This window comes from Rahnella sp. PAMC25617 (assembly GCF_050606005.1).
In the GTDB taxonomy this organism is placed as follows: Bacteria; Pseudomonadota; Gammaproteobacteria; order Enterobacterales; family Enterobacteriaceae; genus Rahnella; species Rahnella variigena.
In genome coordinates, this window is record NZ_JBOCUM010000003.1 from 281662 (window position 1) to 298871 (window position 17210).

16 protein-coding genes and 4 tRNA genes are annotated in these 17210 nt (G+C 53.5%); 10 read left to right on the forward strand and 10 right to left on the reverse strand.

The features are described 5' to 3' along the window. The first annotated feature begins 4 nt into the window (after positions 1-4). Positions 5-1267, forward strand: coding sequence for an ion channel protein (locus ACM615_RS03475; RefSeq protein WP_113876965.1), 1263 nt, complete (start codon positions 5-7; stop codon positions 1265-1267). Here ACM615_RS03475 and ACM615_RS03480 read toward each other — a convergent pair. Both ACM615_RS03480 and ACM615_RS03485 read right to left on the reverse strand, forming a co-directional pair. Then, positions 1264-1962: an aspartate/glutamate racemase family protein gene (locus ACM615_RS03480; RefSeq protein WP_431011450.1), complete on the reverse strand. Its 699-nt coding sequence runs from the start codon at positions 1960-1962 to the stop codon at positions 1264-1266. The genes ACM615_RS03475 and ACM615_RS03480 overlap by 4 nt on opposite strands. 105 nt (positions 1963-2067) lie before the next feature. Further along, positions 2068-2541, reverse strand: a complete 474-nt coding sequence (locus ACM615_RS03485; protein WP_112290742.1) for a multidrug/biocide efflux PACE transporter — start codon at positions 2539-2541, stop codon at positions 2068-2070. Between the two features lie 143 nt (positions 2542-2684). On the opposite strand from ACM615_RS03485, the gene ACM615_RS03490 reads away from it, so the two are divergent. Beyond that, positions 2685-3572: a LysR family transcriptional regulator gene (locus tag ACM615_RS03490; protein WP_112290740.1), complete on the forward strand. Its 888-nt coding sequence runs from the start codon at positions 2685-2687 to the stop codon at positions 3570-3572. On the opposite strand, the gene ACM615_RS03495 is transcribed toward ACM615_RS03490, so the two are convergent. Continuing rightward, complete coding sequence (locus ACM615_RS03495; RefSeq protein WP_431011451.1) at positions 3561-5219, reverse strand: alpha-keto acid decarboxylase family protein; 1659 nt, start codon at positions 5217-5219, stop codon at positions 3561-3563. The genes ACM615_RS03490 and ACM615_RS03495 overlap by 12 nt on opposite strands. 328 nt (positions 5220-5547) lie before the next feature. Between ACM615_RS03495 and mgrA the strand changes: the two genes are divergently transcribed. Next, positions 5548-6537: an L-glyceraldehyde 3-phosphate reductase gene (gene mgrA, locus ACM615_RS03500; protein ID WP_112290737.1), complete on the forward strand. Its 990-nt coding sequence runs from the start codon at positions 5548-5550 to the stop codon at positions 6535-6537. Between the two features lie 159 nt (positions 6538-6696). Next, a complete protein-coding gene (locus ACM615_RS03505) occupies positions 6697-7122 on the forward strand; it encodes a DUF2502 domain-containing protein (RefSeq protein WP_132967074.1) in 426 nt (141 codons plus the stop codon). Between the two features lie 64 nt (positions 7123-7186). Here ACM615_RS03505 and ACM615_RS03510 read toward each other — a convergent pair whose 3' ends face one another. Continuing rightward, positions 7187-8416 (reverse strand): Nramp family divalent metal transporter, encoded by a 1230-nt coding sequence (locus ACM615_RS03510; protein ID WP_112290734.1) that lies wholly within the window; start codon positions 8414-8416, stop codon positions 7187-7189. A 416-nt stretch (positions 8417-8832) separates the two neighbouring features. On the opposite strand from ACM615_RS03510, the gene ACM615_RS03515 reads away from it, so the two are divergent. Then, a complete protein-coding gene (locus ACM615_RS03515) occupies positions 8833-10020 on the forward strand; it encodes a NupC/NupG family nucleoside CNT transporter (protein WP_112290733.1) in 1188 nt (395 codons plus the stop codon). Between the two features lie 138 nt (positions 10021-10158). Here ACM615_RS03515 and ACM615_RS03520 read toward each other — a convergent pair. Together ACM615_RS03520 and ACM615_RS03525 are read right to left on the reverse strand one after the other, a co-directional pair. Further along, a tRNA-Ala gene (locus ACM615_RS03520) sits at positions 10159-10234 on the reverse strand. Positions 10235-10309: 75 nt separating this feature from the next. Continuing rightward, positions 10310-10385 (reverse strand) — tRNA-Ala (locus ACM615_RS03525). 353 nt (positions 10386-10738) lie between these two features. Here ACM615_RS03525 and ACM615_RS03530 point away from each other — a divergent pair. Next, positions 10739-11530, forward strand: a complete 792-nt coding sequence (locus ACM615_RS03530; protein WP_113876956.1) for a formate/nitrite transporter family protein — start codon at positions 10739-10741, stop codon at positions 11528-11530. Positions 11531-11619: 89 nt separating this feature from the next. Here the strand turns inward: ACM615_RS03530 and gltX are convergent, their stop codons facing one another. Beyond that, positions 11620-13038, reverse strand: a complete 1419-nt coding sequence (gltX, locus tag ACM615_RS03535; protein ID WP_120161621.1) for a glutamate--tRNA ligase — start codon at positions 13036-13038, stop codon at positions 11620-11622. 263 nt (positions 13039-13301) lie between these two features. On the opposite strand from gltX, the gene ACM615_RS03540 reads away from it, so the two are divergent. Both ACM615_RS03540 and ACM615_RS03545 read left to right on the forward strand, forming a co-directional pair. Further along, a tRNA-Val gene (locus tag ACM615_RS03540) sits at positions 13302-13377 on the forward strand. A gap of 96 nt (positions 13378-13473) precedes the next feature. Continuing rightward, positions 13474-13549: transfer RNA gene (locus tag ACM615_RS03545), tRNA-Lys, on the forward strand. Positions 13550-13650: 101 nt separating this feature from the next. Here the strand turns inward: ACM615_RS03545 and eutC are convergent. Genes eutC through ACM615_RS03560 form a run of 3 tightly spaced genes read right to left on the reverse strand, consistent with a single transcriptional unit; the run spans position 13651 to position 16013 of the window. Further along, complete coding sequence (gene eutC / locus ACM615_RS03550) at positions 13651-14460, reverse strand: ethanolamine ammonia-lyase subunit EutC (protein WP_112290726.1); 810 nt, start codon at positions 14458-14460, stop codon at positions 13651-13653. An 11-nt stretch (positions 14461-14471) separates the two neighbouring features. After that, positions 14472-15854: an ethanolamine ammonia-lyase subunit EutB gene (locus ACM615_RS03555; RefSeq protein WP_129639099.1), complete on the reverse strand. Its 1383-nt coding sequence runs from the start codon at positions 15852-15854 to the stop codon at positions 14472-14474. A gap of 33 nt (positions 15855-15887) precedes the next feature. Next, positions 15888-16013 (reverse strand): hypothetical protein, encoded by a 126-nt coding sequence (locus ACM615_RS03560; protein ID WP_431011452.1) that lies wholly within the window; start codon positions 16011-16013, stop codon positions 15888-15890. Between the two features lie 212 nt (positions 16014-16225). Between ACM615_RS03560 and ACM615_RS03565 the strand changes: the two genes are divergently transcribed. After that, positions 16226-16738, forward strand: a complete 513-nt coding sequence (locus ACM615_RS03565; protein ID WP_198659748.1) for a nucleotidyltransferase family protein — start codon at positions 16226-16228, stop codon at positions 16736-16738. 97 nt (positions 16739-16835) lie between these two features. After that, complete coding sequence (locus ACM615_RS03570; RefSeq protein WP_129639101.1) at positions 16836-17177, forward strand: FlxA-like family protein; 342 nt, start codon at positions 16836-16838, stop codon at positions 17175-17177. The last annotated feature ends 33 nt before the right edge of the window (positions 17178-17210 follow it).

Consider the following 17210-nt stretch of genomic DNA (forward strand, 5'->3'; position numbering starts at 1 on the left):
TTGCATGTTTCATCCCCGCGCCAGAATTATGCTGGCTTTCGCCCTGCCCGCCGTCATTATCGGGGTGCTTTCCAGCCTGATTCTGGTCTTTATCATGATGATTGCTGGTGCATTGCAAAACCTGCTGTGGCAACACATTCCCGCCGTTTTACAAGTGAATACGGAATCGGCCAGCTGGACACTGTTTATGCTGACGCTGACCGGCATCGGTGTTGGCGCGATTATTAAGTATATGCCAGGCCACGCGGGGCCGGATCCGGCCACTGAATCGCTGATTGGCGCGCCGGTGGCGGTAAACGCATTACCGGGTCTGGCGCTGGCGCTGATGGTCGGACTGGCCGGCGGCGTCAGCCTCGGGCCGGAACATCCGGTCACGGTGATTAATATCGCACTGGTGGCGTGGCTGGGTGGACGTCTGATGCCTAAAGTGCCGACCACTGACTGGGTCATTCTGGCGGCAGCCGGGACTGTCGGCGCACTGTTTGGCACGCCGGTCGCGGCGGCGCTGATTTTCTCGCAAACCCTCGGTACCAATAAAGATGTGCCGTTATGGGATCGCCTGTTTGCCCCTTTGCTTGCCGCCGGTGCCGGTGCGCTGACCACCGATCAGTTCTTCCAGCCGGATTTCTCGCTCAGCATTCCTTCTTATGATTCTTCCAGCCTGATCGACATTTTCAGTGGCTCCGTCGTGGTGCTGATCGCCATCGCTCTGGGGATGATCGCCGTGTGGCTGTTCCCGCATATGCACCGGCTGTTCAATACGATTCAGAATCCGATATTACGCCTCGGCCTTGGCGGTTTTGTGCTGGGTCTGCTGGCGCTGATCGGCGGAGAAATCACGCTGTTCAAAGGTCTGGATGAAATGAAAGAGCTGGCACATTCCAATCAGCTGTTTGAGATGGGACCTCTGCTGGCGATTACGCTCACCAAACTCGCGGCATTAGTGGTCGCTGCCGCCTGTGGTTTTCGTGGCGGGCGCATTTTCCCGGCGGTGTTTGTCGGGGTATCGCTCGGGTTGATGTTGCATCAGTACGCACCGGATGTGCCCGCAGCGGTGACGGTTTCATGTGCGGTAATGGGGATGGTGCTGGTGGTGACACGCGACGGCTGGCTGAGTCTGTTTATGGCCGCCGCCGTGGTGCCGGGGCTGAAACTGTTGCCATTGCTGTGCATTGTCATGCTGCCAGCCTGGCTGATGCTGGCCGGTAAGCCGCTGATGCAGGTCGCAAAACAGCGGCTGAACCGGCAGATCACAGAAGAAGATTAATCCTGTTTTAACGCAAATTCCGCCGCCGCCAGCGCATGAATGGCGGTGGTGTCGAACACCGGTACGCTCGCGTCTTCGGCACCGACCAGCAGGGTGATTTCGGTACATCCAAGAATGATCCCTTCCACGCCCTGCTGTTCTAATTTACTAATAATCCGGCGATATTCCTCGCGGGAATCCTCCTTAATCATGCCCAGACACAGCTCTTCGTAAATGATGCGGTGGACAATCGCCCGGTCGGCTTCGTCCGGCGTCACCACGTCAATCTGATGCTTTTCCTGCAAACGTCCGCGATAGAAATCCTGTTCCATGGTGAAACGCGTGCCGAGCAGGCCGATTTTACGCAGGCCCTGCACTTTGATTTTTTCGGCCGTCGCATCGGCGATATGCAGCAGCGGCAGGCCACCGATGCGTTCGATATCGTCCGCGACTTTATGCATGGTGTTGGTGCACACGACGATAACGTCCGCGCCAGCGCGCGCCAGTGAATTCGCGGCGTTACCGAGAATTTCACCCGCCTGCTGCCAGTCACCGGCCATTTGCAGCTTTTCGATTTCATAAAAATCGACGCTGTAGAGAAACAGTTTGGCCGAATGCAGGCCGCCCAGTTGCTGTTTCACATGCTCATTGATCATGCGGTAATACGGCACGGTGGATTCCCAGCTCATACCGCCAATCAGCCCTAACGTTTTCATCTTGACGCCCTGTATTTTCCGGATGCCAAAACCATAACCGACAAAAAGCCCGCGGACAAAGAAAATGTCGGCGGGCTTTTTTGTGCTGCTTTACAGCAATGAGAATTACTGTTTAGCCGGGCAATCCTCTGCTGCCAGACGACGGTTCATCCAGCGCTGACGGAGCGTGTCGTAAACCCAGTTGTACGCCACGGTATACGGCAGGAAGAACAGGAAGAACCCGATTTCCAGCATAAAGGCGTCCAGCAGTCCGATACCCAGCCACAGCGCGGCAATCGGCAGACCAATTATGATAAATCCGCCTTCGAAGCCCAGCGCGTGCGCCACGCGGATTTTAAATGTCCGCACCACACGGGAAACCGGCCAGAATTTGTCAAACAGGCTGTTATAGACGATGTTCCAGACCATCGCTGTCGTTGACAGCATGATTGCCAGTGCGCCCATTTCCCAGACCGGTTTATTCAGCGCCCAGGCGGCGGCCGGCGCTGAAATCAGCACGGCGAGGGTTTCAAAACCTACCGCATGGAAGATGCGTTCGCCGAATGTTTTCTGAGAGATATTCCGTGTTTGCTTAGACATAAAAACCTGCCTGATTCCCGATTGTTGTTACGTTAAATGCTACGTGACGGCTGTCACAGGCGGTCATTATCATCACTAAATGAGATAGGTAAAAGATAGAAAGTATCGATAAAATAGATGGATTGAAATCAAAGGATCATCTTATGCGTTATTCCCCGGAAGCCCTGATAGCCTTTGTCGAAGCCGCCGATGCCGGATCGTTTTCAGCGGCAGCGCGTAAGCTGCGCAAAAGTCAGTCCACGGTCAGCACGGCAATTGCCAATCTGGAAGTAGATTTAGGCGTCACATTATTTGACCGCCAGAGCCGGCATCCGGTGCTGACTCCTGCCGGACAGCGCGTGCTGAGCCACGTTCAGGCCATTCTGGCCGCCAGCGAGCGGCTCGATGAACTGGCGGTACGCTTATCAACGCAGGTGGAAACCCGCCTGACGTTTGTGCTGTCCGACACTTATCAGCCGACCCATCACGAAGCGCTGCTGCGCCGCTTTGAGCGCCGGTATCCGGATATTGAATTTGAGTGTCAGATAGCCGAAGACCAGGACGTGATCGACCTGTTGCAGTCAGGCCGCGCGCATATCGGCATGGTTGAAGTGCAGGCGAGTTATCCGCCGGATATTGGTGTGGCGCGCCTGCCGGAGCAAACGGATATGTCGATTTTTTGCAGCCGCGAGCATCCGCTGGCGAAAATGACTGACCTGCAACCGGAGCAATTAAACACCTTTCGCCAGCTCTGTCTGCAACCTTACAGCCGCCGGGAAATGCCCCGGGCGCAGGGGCAAATCTGGTCAGCGCCCAGTTATCTGATGCTGCTGGAAATGGCGGAACAGGGATTTGGCTGGGCGACGTTGCCGCACTGGCTGGTGAAGCAGTTCGGACATGACAAACTGGTCAGCCTGCCGATGCGCGGCTGGCCGAAGCAGATCTCGGTGGATGCAGTGTGGAGTAAGAACAATCAGCCCGGTCCGGCGGGGTCCTGGTTCATCGACCAGCTCATTGACCCGCCGTTACCGGAAACAGATTTACTGCCCTGAGTTACGCTTTGCCAACGATTTGGTGACAGAATTTAGCAGTTCAGGGATATCCATTTTCGGCAGAACCACTTCTATCCAGGCCATCTGACGCTGCGCGGTAGCCTTTTCAATCGCGTCTTTCAGCGCCTGCGGCGACTCTGCCCGCGCGCTGAACACCTCTTTGCCGCCAAATGCCGCCGGGAACTGGGTCCAGTTCCACTGCGCGATGTCGTTATAACGCTGGGTTTCGCCGTGGATCGCCCGCTCGACGGTGTAGCCGTCGTTATTAATTACAAAAACAATCGGGGGCAGACCGTAACGGATGGCGGCACCTAATCCCTGAAGGGTCAGTTGCGCAGAACCGTCGCCGATCAGCAGCACCACGCGGCGATCCGGTACGGCAATCTGCACACCAAACGCCGCAGGCAGCGTAAAGCCAATGGAACCCCACAATGGCTGGACAACGAACTGGCAATCTTGTGGCAGATTCAGCGCCGCAGCACCGAAACAGGCGGTGCCCTGTTCGGCAACCAGCACGTCGCCCGGTTGCAGTAAATCCTGAATCTGTTGCCAGAAGGCATATTGCCCGAGGCTGTTATCGTGCGACAAAGGCAGGGTGTTACGTTTAACGGCGTAGGACGCTGAGCCGCAGCCCAGTTCGGCGGTAAGCCGGTGCATCACACTGACCGTTTTTTCGAGCGGCAACTGGTGGAAGATCTGATCACCTACACGGGCAAAAAAGGGCTGGAGGTCGATGCATTTACCGGACGGAAGTTGCTGGGTAAAACCAGCGGTGATGGTGTCGGTGAATTTCACGCCGACGGTAATCACCACATCCGCACCTTCAATCGCTTCTCTGGTTGATGGTGCGCTGGCGGCTCCCGAGTAAGTCCCGGCAAAGTGCGCCTGCTGTTCGTTGAATAAACCTTTACCCATCAGCAATGTGGAATGCGCGAGCGGCACGTCTTCCATCCATTGTTCCAGCGCCTTTTTCACTTTAAAACGGTCTGCCAGAAAATCCGCCAGTAATGAAACGCGTTTGGCTCCCCGCAGATGCTTTTCCGCCGCGGCAACAAAAGCTTCAAGAGATGAAGGCGAGAAAGGTGGCTGTCTTGCCGGCAGCGGATGCGCTCTGGTGCTGACCGGCAGCGCGGCGACATCGCTTGGCAGCAAAAGATATCCCGGACGCGAGGTGTACATCACTTCTTCGATGACGCGGTCGATTTCGGTCAGCGCATTATCCGGCGTCAGGGAAGCCTGCGCCACGCTGACCGGTTCTGACATCCGCATAAAGTGGCTAAATTCGCCATCACCCAGCGTGTGATGCAGCAACTCGCCTTTACGTTGCGACGTCAGCGCCGGTGCGCCGACGATATGCACCACCGGCACATATTCGGCGTAACTGCCGGCAATGCCGTTCAGCGCACTCAGCTCGCCGACGCCAAAGGTGGTCAGCAATGCCGCAATCCCTTTGGTACGCGCATAACCATCTGCGCCATATGCCGCATTTAATTCATTGGTGCAGCCAACCCAGGTGATTTGCTGATGGTTAATGACGCTGTCGAGAAATTTCAGGTTGTAATCACCCGGCACGCCAAACAGTTCGGAGATCCCGCTAAATGATAAGCGGTCTAAAAGATAGTCACCTACGGTGTATTCATTTTCCATGACGATCCTCTGTTAAAAATAGAGTAAACAGTTAATCCCACTAACTGAAGTATTACTCTATTTCGGAAAATAGGATATTTATTATCCGAAACAGATAATGGAAACGCAGAGTTACAGCCCTGCACTGCATTAACGCAGGGCGCGTTATTCAGCAGTTACGGTAATACGCAGGAAGAATAGTCACGGTTATCAACCACCATGAGCTTAAGGATTGTTCCGGATGTGATCTGAATAGCTGGAAATGCTTGTGAAAGCGCATACACTAAAATCGTTTTTTTATGACATTGTTAACCTTCTGTTCACTCCTGAATTTATTATAAGGACTCACATGGTGTATCAAGCCAGTCCAACCCGTTACGAAAATATGGAATACCGTCGCTGCGGCCAGAGCGGTTTAAAACTGCCTGTCGTTTCACTCGGCCTGTGGCACAACTTCGGCGATAACGCCCATTTTGAGAATGGCCGGAAACTGATCCGCCATGCTTTCGACCACGGGATCACCCATTTCGACCTCGCCAATAACTACGGCCCGCCTCCGGGATCTGCGGAACAGCATTTTGGCCGCATCCTGCAGGAAGATTTACTGCCTTATCGCGATGAGCTGATCATCTCTTCCAAAGCCGGTTACACCATGTGGGACGGCCCTTATGGTGACTGGGGTTCGAAAAAATATCTGGTCGCCAGTCTGAACCAGAGCCTGAAACGCATGGGGCTGGAGTACGTGGATATTTTCTATCATCACCGCCCAGATCCGGATACGCCGCTGGAAGAAACCATGGCAGCGCTGGATTTGATCGTGCGTCAGGGCAAAGCGCTGTATGTCGGTTTATCGAATTATCCGGCTGATCGCGCCAAAAAAGCCTTCGACATCCTGAAAAATCTCGGCACGCCGTGCCTGATCCATCAGCCGAAATATTCCATGTTTGAGCGCTGGGTAGAAGCGGATCTGCTGGATACGCTGGCGGATAATGGTGTGGGTTCAATCGCCTTCTCGCCACTGGCGGGCGGCGTGCTGACAGACCGTTATCTGGCAGGCATTCCACAAGATTCACGAGCCGCCAGCGACAGTAAATTCCTGACCACCGATCAGCTGACCGAAGAAAAGCTGGAGAAAGTGCGTAAGCTTAATGAGATTGCGCAAGCGCGCGGTCAGAAGCTTTCGCAGATGGCGCTGGCGTGGGTTCTGCGCGGCGACCGCGTGACCTCCGTGCTGATTGGTGCCAGTAAAACCAGCCAGATTGATGATGCGGTGGGCATGATCGCCAACCGCCAGTTCAGCGCGGAAGAGCTGGCATCAATCGAAGGCATTTTGGTGTAAACGCTTACCCGAATGAGCAAAAAACGCGCCTTTATGGAGAGTGTGTAAGCTTTGCGTTAAGGCGCGTAAATCATTCAAAACAGGATTGTAAGCAATAGAACCCGTGCCCGCTTCACCTTATAACTGTCAGCATAAATTATAAGGAATCTGGGGCCGCTCATGTTAAAGCCAGTATTATTCGCCACATTGTTCTTTGCCCTGCTCCCTGCGGCGGTACCCACCGTGCAGGCCAGCAGCTTCAGCCTGAATACGCCGGGCCTTTCTATCAATATCGGTGACCGCGATAACCGGGGTTATTACTGGGACGGCTACGACTGGCGTAACCCAGGCTGGTGGAATAGCTATCGCGGTCATCATTATGGTTACCGTGGGCCGCGTGGTCATTACTGGGATGGTTACCGCTGGCGCGATCAGGGCTGGTGGGATCAGCGCCATCCGCCGCGTCGCCCGATGCCACCGCCGCATTATTATCATGGCGACCATGGGCGTCCGCATAATGACTACGGGCGCGGTCACGGTCACGGACATGACAAAGGACGCGGCCACGACGATCACCGTGGCGGTCACGGCGATCATCGCCACTGAACAGAAACAAAAACGGGACAGTTTGCGCTGTCCCGTTTTTTATTGCCTGACGTGTGTCCGGACGCTATTTCAACATGCCGATCAGCAGATAAAGGTTGAGGCTGACGACTATCAGTACAATCAGCCGCCCTGCCCACTGCACGGTTTTGGTGTTGACCATATCGCCCATCAGGCTGCGGTTACCGGTAAAGGCCAGCAGCGGCAACAGCGCCAGCGCAATCCCGAAGCTCAGCAATACCTGGCTCATGACCAGAATACGTGTGGCGTCTAATCCCATCAAAATCACAATAAATGACGGCATCATGGTGACGGTACGGCGCACCCACAGCGGAATGTAGAATTTCACAAAGCCCTGCATCACCACCTGTCCGGCCAGTGTGCCGACCACTGTCGACGATAACCCCGCCGCCACCAGGCTCAGACCAAAAGTGGTCGCAGCGGCGTGACCGAGCAAGGGTTGGAGGGTCAGATAGGCTTCATCGAGTTCACTGATCCCGCTGTGTCCGCTGAAATGGAACGCGGCAGCAGCGGTTGCCATCATCGCCAGATTCACGAAACCGGCAATGGTCATGGCAATGCCGACATCCAGTTTGGTGGCGGAATAACGCTGCGCTTTAGATGCCTTGCCGCCCCGCTGGGTCAGCGAGGAGTGCAGGTAAATGACGTGCGGCATGATGGTCGCACCGAGGACACCGGCAGCCAGATAGACGGAATCCGCCGTCGGCAGCGAGGGGATCAGCATCCCTTTACCGAGCGCCATCATGCTTGGCTGCGAGAAGAACAATTCGACAATATAAGCCGCTGCGACAAAAAGCAGTAAACCGGCGATCACCAGTTCCAGCGGCTTTTGCCCACGCTTTTGCAGCCCGAGGATAATAAAGGTGGCAATCCCGGTCAGCACCGCGCCTTGTAACAGCGATACGCCGAGAAGCAATTTGAAGCCGATCGCCGCACCAATAAATTCAGCAAGATCGGTGGCCATGGCGATGATTTCCGCCTGCACCCAGTAAGCCCACACGGCCGGACGCGGGAAGCGGTCACGGATATGTTCGGCGAGATTTTTACCGGTCGCAATACCGAGTTTGGCAGACAACAACTGGATCAACATCGCCATGACGTTGGCCCAGACCACCACCCATAGCAACTGATAGCCATAAGAGGCACCGGCCTGAATGTTAGTCGCAAAGTTGCCCGGATCGATATAACCGATGGCGGCAATAAAGGCTGGCCCCATCAGTGAAAGCTTCATCTTTCTGGACGCGCGGCCTGAGGATTCGGCCCGGCTGTTCAGCATAGTTAGTTAACCCTTACAATTATTACGCTTACATCAATCATATCTAATTGATAATGATTATCAAGTGCATTTAGAATGATCTGAGTAATTACTCTGATAGGCAGTAGCAGTAAGCGAGAGGGTGATAACTGAAAGGTGAATCGCTCACCCGACTTCAGAAAGCCAGACGCAGCGCACTTTCCTAAAACAGACATTTACAGGCCAGATTCAGAACGCATTACGGCACATGATAAAACTAGCACAGGAAAGCTAATTGTGCTTAGTTTTATTAACATCTTGATTTTTTGTGTGATAGGCCGCGATTTGTTGCAATTCGTGTTTGTAATTTCTATATTTGCAATCGACTTCACGTTTTAAATGTACGCGTTACATAAAATGTCCGTCGAAATATAGCCTGCCTCTAATTTGGAGCACCCATGTCCCGAATATTGCACTTTGTATTAGCGTTGGCCGTTGTCGCTGCACTCGCTTTACTGGTGAGCCGTGACCGGAAGAATATCCGTTTACGTTTCATTGTTCAGCTTTTGGTCATCGAAGTCTTATTAGCCTATTTCTTCCTGAACTCTTCAATAGGTTTAGGTTTTGTGAAAGGCTTCTCAGACTTGTTTGAGAAATTATTAGGATTCGCTGCGGAAGGGACCGGCTTCGTATTTGGAGGCATGAGCGATAAAGGATTAGCGTTCTTCTTCTTGAAAGTCTTGTGTCCGATCGTGTTTATCTCTGCACTGATCGGTATTTTACAACACATTCGCGTACTGCCTTTCGTCATCCGTATTATCGGTACGGTTCTGTCGAAAATTAATGGCATGGGAAAACTGGAATCTTTCAACGCCATCAGCTCCCTGATTTTGGGCCAGTCAGAAAACTTTATCGCGTATAAAGATATTCTGAGCAAAATGTCTGAAAAACGTATGTACACCATGGCAGCCACAGCCATGTCGACGGTTTCTATGTCGATTGTGGGTGCGTACATGACCATGCTGGAACCGCGCTTTGTTGTTGCTGCGCTGGTGCTCAACATGTTCAGTACTTTCATCGTACTGTCGTTGATCAACCCTTATAAAGTTGATTCAGAAGAAGACCTGCAAATCGGTAACACGCACCAGGGTCAGAGTTTCTTTGAAATGCTGGGTGAATACATCCTGGCCGGTTTCAAAGTGGCTATCATCGTTGCAGCCATGTTGATTGGTTTCATCGCACTGATTTCCTGCCTGAATGCGTTGTTCGACGTCGTATTCGGCATCAGCTTCCAGGGCGTGCTGGGTTATGTCTTCTATCCATTCGCATGGATGATGGGCGTACCAAGCCACGAAGCCTTGCAGGTAGGCAGCATCATGGCAACCAAACTGGTTTCCAATGAATTCGTTGCGATGTTGGATCTGCAGAAAGTTGCGACCGAACTGTCACCACGCGGCGTGGGCATCTTGTCCGTATTCCTGGTGTCTTTCGCAAACTTCTCTTCTATCGGTATCGTTGCTGGCGCGATCAAAGGCCTGAACGAGCACCAGGGCAACGTGGTTTCACGCTTCGGCCTGAAACTGCTGTACGGCTCAACGCTGGTCAGCGTGTTGTCTGCTTCTATCGCGGGTCTGGTACTGGCGTAAGTAAGCAAACGACTGAAAGACTAAGAAACCCGCTTCGGCGGGTTTTTTTATGGCGATAATTCAGGGATAAACAGAACGTGAGGAAATCACAGGATCGCAGAAAGCAAAAAACCCGCCGAAGCGGGTTTCTCTAATATTTGGTGGAGATAAGCGGGATCGAACCGCTGACCTCTTGCATGCCATGCAAGCGCTCTCCCAGCTGAGCTATACCCCCACACGAGGTAGTCCACATTTTACTTCTTTTGTTTCCCCTGGTAAGGAAACAGCCAACTTGCTCTGGAAAGGAAGTTGGTGGAGATAAGCGGGATCGAACCGCTGACCTCTTGCATGCCATGCAAGCGCTCTCCCAGCTGAGCTATACCCCCAATTCATGCCCGTAAAAACGGGTGAACGGGGCGCATAATATGAAACGTCGCTACCCCTGTCAACGGCTAAATCCGTTTCTGAATTCAAGCGCTGAAAAAGCCGCCAAATACCCCATTTCGCAGGGAAAAATCCGCTGACCTGACGCAAATTTTTAGCCGGATGCATTGTTTTACAATTTGGCCGCCAGCCCGCGTTTTTCCTAGCTTTCTGATCTCGCTACGCATTTTCTTAACATCTATGTCTGAATGATTAATGGAATGTTAGCAGACTATGAAAATCGTCTTGTTTTGAGATAAATCTCAGAATAGACTGCTCGCGCAATAATCATAACTCACTACATTCGAGCACTCCCATGTCCTTGTATTCACCTAAAGAAATCGCATCCATCGCTGTCACGGCGGGCGTTAATAAAAGCCATGCTTCCGTGTTGAATTTGTTAATTTTGGGCTTCCTGGCTGGCGCATTCATCGCCACCGGATTCCTGCTGGATCTGCACGTAATAGGGACGTTACCTGCATCCTGGGGTTCATTCAGTAACTTGCTGGGCGCGGCAGTCTTCCCGGTGGGCATCATACTGACGGTATTAGCAGGGGGAGAACTGCTGACCGGTAACATGATGACCTTACCTATCGCCTGGTTCGCGCGTCAGATCAGTCTTTACGCCGTTCTGCGTAACTGGTTCTGGGTGACCCTCGCTAACCTGCTGGGCAGCCTGGCAGTGGCCTATTTCTTCGGCCACGTTCTGGGTCTGACGGAAGGCGCCTTCCTGAGCAAAACCGTGGCCACCGCCACCGCGAAAGTGAACGCTGACTTTATGCACGCATTCATTTCCGGTATCGGCTGTAACTGGCTGGTGTGTCTGGCAATCTGGCTGGCCTTCGCCAGTAAAGAAGTCGGCGGCAAAGTGATCGGTATGTGGTTCCCGGTCATGGCGTTCGTGGCCATCGGCTTCCAGCACGTGGTGGCGAATATGTTCATCGTTCCAGCCGCTATTTTTGCTGGTGCGCTGAGCTGGTCTCAGTATTTCCCGAACTTCGTGGCCGTATTCCTCGGTAACGCTGTCGGTGGCGCTGGTTTCGTCGGGCTGATGTACTTCCTCGCCTACCGCCCTACCGCTCAGGCTCCTGCAACTGAACAACGTTAATTAAGACGTTTTCACGCGAGCGTTTCGCAGAAAGTAAAAAAGCCAGCCGGTTTCCCGAGCTGGCTTTTTTTATCGCTTTTTAACAGCGATTACTGAGCTTGTGTTTCGCGCTCAGCAATAAAGGCTAACGCCATATCGATACGCGCCAGCACACGGCTCTGGCCGATAGCGTGAACGGTCACGTCAACACCCGGAGACTGACCTGCACCTGTTACCGCAACGCGCAGTGGCATGCCGACTTTACCCATCCCGACTTCCAGTTCATCCGCCGTGCCTTGAATAGCATGGTGAATGTTCTCAGCAGTCCAGTCAGTGATCGCAGCCAGTTTGGCGCGAACGACTTCCAGCGGCTGACGCGCAACCGGACGTAAGTGTTTCTTCGCCGCATCGGCATCAAACTCTGCAAAGTCTTCGTAGAAGTAACGGCAGGATTCTGCCATCTCTTTCAGCGTCTTGCAGCGCTCGCCCAGCAGGGTCACGATTTCGAACAGTTGCGGGCCGTTACGGGTTTCGATACCGGCCTGCTCCACATGCCACAGCAGATGGGTCGCCACGTAATGCGGATCCATCGTATTGATGTAGTGATGGTTCAGCCATTGCAGTTTTTCAGTGTTAAACGCACTGGCAGATTTGCTGACGTTCTCCAGTGAGAACAGCGCTTTCATTTCGTCGCGGCTGAAAATTTCCTGATCGCCATGAGACCAGCCCAGACGCACCAGATAGTTCAGCAGCGCTTCCGGCAGATAGCCGTCGTCGCGGTATTGCATTACACCGACCGCGCCGTGGCGTTTGGACAGTTTTTTACCGTCGTCGCCCAGAATCATGGAAACGTGCGCATAAACCGGTACCGGTGCGCCCAGCGCTTTCAGGATGTTGATCTGACGCGGGGTATTGTTGATATGGTCTTCGCCACGGATAACGTGAGTGATTTCCATATCCCAGTCATCAACTACAACACAGAAGTTATAGGTCGGGGAACCGTCGGTACGGCGGATGATCAGATCATCGAGCTCGTCATTGCTGAATTCGATCGGGCCGCGGATCTGGTCATCAAAGATGACAGAACCTTCCTGCGGGTTACGAAAACGCACCACGCACGGCTCATCGGCAGCGTGATGTTCGTGGCTGTCGCGGCAACGACCGTCATAACGAGGCTTCTCGTTATTGGCCATTTGTTCTTCACGCAGCGCTTCCAGACGTTCTTTAGAGCAATAGCATTTATACGCGGTGCCGTTTTCCAGCATCTCATCAATAACTGCATTGTAGCGGTCAAAACGTTTGGTCTGGAAATACGGGCCTTCATCCCAGTCCAGATTCAGCCAGTTCATGCCATCCATAATCGCGTCGATTGCTTCCTGAGTGGAACGCTCGAGATCGGTATCTTCGATACGCAGCACAAACTCGCCGCCCAGGTTGCGGGCAAAGAGCCAGGAATAAAGCGCGGTACGGGCGCCACCGACGTGCAGATAGCCGGTCGGGCTTGGGGCAAAACGGGTTTTGATTTTCATCTGGGTGCAACCTTAATAACGCAACGCCGAAAAACGTCGCTATCAATTAACAAAAAGTGGCTGACATTCTACCACTCTGCCCTGATTCCTCAACGCACAACCACGGGCAGTCGTGTGGTTTAAGGCCATGAATGCGTAAAGAATCGACTACGCGGGCGAGAAACGCGTCATGTTGTCTAAAAATAAGCCGAACGATCATTTTTGTTTTTAAAAAGCGTTGACGTAATTTCAAGTATCCCTATAATGCGACTCCATCACGACGGGGGCGATTAGCTCAGTTGGTAGAGCATCTCCTTTACACGGAGGGGGTCGGCGGTTCGAGCCCGTCATCGCCCACCACTCTTTAAGAGTGCCGCGTTGTGATAAGTAGGAAGAATTGAGAAATGGGCGATTAGCTCAGTTGGTNNCGAGCCCGTCATCGCCCACCACTTCTGCGGGCCGTTAGCTCAGTTGGTAGAGCAGTTGACTTTTAATCAATTGGTCGCTGGTTCGAATCCAGCACGGCCCACCAATTCAGAGAAAAGCGCCTTTAGGCGCTTTTTTCGCATCTGTACTCCGGAGAAAATCCGTGATGGAGGCGAACCAGCTGCTGGTTCTATTTTTCCCCTCCCCCTATTCCAGCTTAAACATCGGCACGACTTTATTGTGCAGCGCCGGGTTATCGCTTTCATCCTTCAGATTTACCCCCGACAATTTCCGCTGGAAAGATTGTTCGAGCAGCCACGCCAGCTTAAAAGCCGCCTGCGGATAGTTCAGCCCTTCCGGACGCACATTCGAAATACAATTTCGTTCTGATTCCAGCCTTTTGGTATGCGGCTCCCAGGTCATGTAAATCCCTAAACTGTCGGGAGATGACAATCCCGGACGCTCGCCGATCAAAATTGCCACTGCTCTGGCTTTCATCGCCTGCGCAATATCATCGCCCAGCGCAACCCGTGACTGATGCGCCAGCACTACCGGCCCGATTTTCAGCTCCAGCGTGCGCAGATAGGGCAATAATGCCGCAATCAGCGGCACGGCCTGCCGGTGTACTGCTTTCGATGATAAACCGTCGGCGATGACCAGCACCACGTCAGCAGGCTCCGGCGTGAGCCGTTGTAATGCCTGACGGCTTTGTTCAGATAATTTGCGTCCGAGATCCGGACGGCACAAATAGGTCGCCCTGTCAGGCGCTGCGCTGGCCACCGTCAGGGTATCCAGCCCGAGCGCGAATAATTCAGGCTCAAGCGACTGACTGTCGAATGGCTGATGCACTGCGTCACGCGCCTGCGCATGGGCTAAACCAAAGCGCAGCAGCTCGTCCGTCGGCAAACTCGAACCGGTGCGCCCCAGCGCGATACGTGCGGCGGTAAACTGACGCAGCGTTTCCCACGGGTTGTTATGCACCAGAGGCGACACCTCCTGCCCTTTTTCTTTATTCATCAGCACAGACCTCAGCTCAGTTGCGGCAACTGACGCAGTAACGGATGGGATGCACGGGTATCCTGCAAGGCGCCCTGCGGATCAATTATTTTCATTTTCTCCAGCCAGACGGCAAATTCCGGCGCATGTTTAAGCCCGAGTAATTCGCGGATGTACAACGCATCGTGGAAAGACGTGCTCTGATAATTGAGCATGATGTCATCCGCGCCCGGTACGCCAATCAGGAACGTCAGTCCGGCGGTGCCGAGCAGCGTCAGCAAAGTGTCCATATCATCCTGATCCGCTTCAGCGTGGTTGGTGTAACACACATCGCAGCCCAGCGGCACGCCGAGTAATTTGCCGCAAAAATGATCTTCAAGTCCGGCACGAATGATTTGTTTACCGTCATACAGATATTCCGGGCCGATAAAACCGACCACGGTATTGATCAGCAGCGGCGAAAAATGGCGGGCGATGGCATACGCGCGCGCCTCACAGGTTTGCTGATCGACCCCGAAATGCGCATTGGCGGATAAACAACTGCCCTGCCCGGTTTCGAAATACATTACGTTATCGCCCAGCGTGCCGCGTTTCAGGCTGAGAGCCGCCTGTTGTGCTTCCGCCAGCAGCGCCAGATTGATACCAAAACCGCTGTTCGCCGCTTCGGTTCCTGCAATCGACTGAAACACCAGATCGACCGGCGCGCCACGTTCCACCAGTTTGATGGTGTTGGTGACATGCGTCAGAACGCAGGATTGCGTGGGAATTTCAAAACGCGTAATGATGTCATCCAGCATGTAATTCAGATTTTCCAGCAGCGGCAGACTGTCGCTGGCGGGATTAATGCCGATCACCGCATCGCCGGAACCGTACAGCAAACCGTCGAGCATACTGGCGGCAATGCCCTGCAAATTATCCGTCGGATGATTCGGTTGCAGGCGCACGCTCATGTGTCCCGGCAACCCGATGGTATTGCGAAATTTGGTGATCACCCGGCATTTCTTCGCCACCAGGATCAGATCCTGATTGCGCATCAGTTTGCTGACCGCAGCGGCCATTTCCGGCGTGATCCCACGGGCGACAGCCGCCAGCACATGACTGTCGGTTTTCTCACTCAACAGCCAGTCACGAAAATCCCCGACGGTCAGATGTGAAATCGCAGCAAACGCCGCGACATCGTGGGTATCAACAATCAGCCGCGTGACCTCATCGTCTTCATAGGGCACCAGTAACTGTTGCAGGAACGTTTTGAGCGGCACGTCGGCCAGCGCCATTTTCGCCGCCATGCGTTCTTCTGCGCTGGAGGCAGCCACTTCAGCCAGATAGTCTCCCGACCGTGCGGGCGAGGCCTTTGCCATCAGTTCGCGCAAATCCTTAAACTGATAACTGCGGTGATTTAATGTCGTCTGAAACATAACACTCCTTAGCTCACCGGGTTATTTACCCCTTTATTGCAGGCACCGGTCGCAGGCCAGCAACATCATGGCGGCGAAGATCAGAAACAGTAAGGTATTGTAGTAAATCATAGCCATCAGGCAGACTGTTGCAAAGGCTGTACCACTTGAGAAACCCATAGCCGCCGCGGCCTGGCGCCGTATTCACGGACTGTCTGCTTCATTTTGGCGCGGGCTCCGGGAGCGGCGAACCCGAAACGGTGCGCTGAAAAAACGTCACAAAATCGCGTTACAATTCGGGCATCGCCAAAAAAGGAGTACTGCACGTGATCAACCGGGAACTGCAAATTATCACCTGGCTCAGGGAAGAACCGTTGCATCTGCGGGCGCTGATGCAGGCCAGCGAACTGGGGCTGAACGATGCCTGGCTGGCGGCGGGATTTGTTCGCAATCTGGTCTGGGACCGGCTGCACGGTTATGAAAATGCCACGCCGCTTAACGATATCGACGTGGTGTATTTCAATCCTGAGGATTGTTCGGCAGAAGCAGATGAGCGGTACGAGCAACTTCTGCAGGAAAAATCTCCAGACCTGCCCTGGTCGGTAAAAAATCAGGCACGCATGCATGAACGCCACGGACACGCGCCTTATGTTTCCAGCGCAGAGGCCATAAGTCATTGGGTTGAGGTGGAAACCGCCATCGGCGCAAGGATGAATGACGCCGGACAAATTGAGCTTAACGCCCCGCTCGGGCTGGATACCCTGTTTACCTTCACCATCACGCCCAATCCGCGCCATGCGATTGCGAGTGTTTTTGCCGGACGTGTCAGCAGTAAAGGCTGGCTGGAACGCTGGCCTAAGCTAAAAGTGCAGGGTTTGGACGAAAGAAAATCGTTAAATCTGTAAGGAATATGAAAAGCAGGTAAAGCCTCACAGCGCGATGCCGATACCAGTTAAGCACCGGTACGTGCAGAAAATTTGATTCCCACAAAGTGAGGCTTTTATGACGACTATCAGCGCCACCAGCAGTTCGGTGAGCACGGCGTCCACCAGTGACTCCGGCAGTGCCAGCCAGATTGCTCAGCTGACTAAACAGATTGCCAAACTGACTGAGCAGGTGAAAAACCTGAGCAGCTCAGGCGGCAGTTCTGAAGACGTTCAGCAGCAGCAGGAACTTCTGCAACAGCAAATCGAGATGCTGCAACAGCAGATTGCTCAAATCGAACAGCAGCAGGCTCAGAAGGCACTTCAGCAGCAGCAACAACAGCAAGCCGCGGCCGAAGCGAAAAAAGAAGTAGGTGTGAATAAACCTTCGGAAACCAACGCCATCGACATTTACGTCTAATAACATACGTGTCATCGCAGTTAATGCATGAAA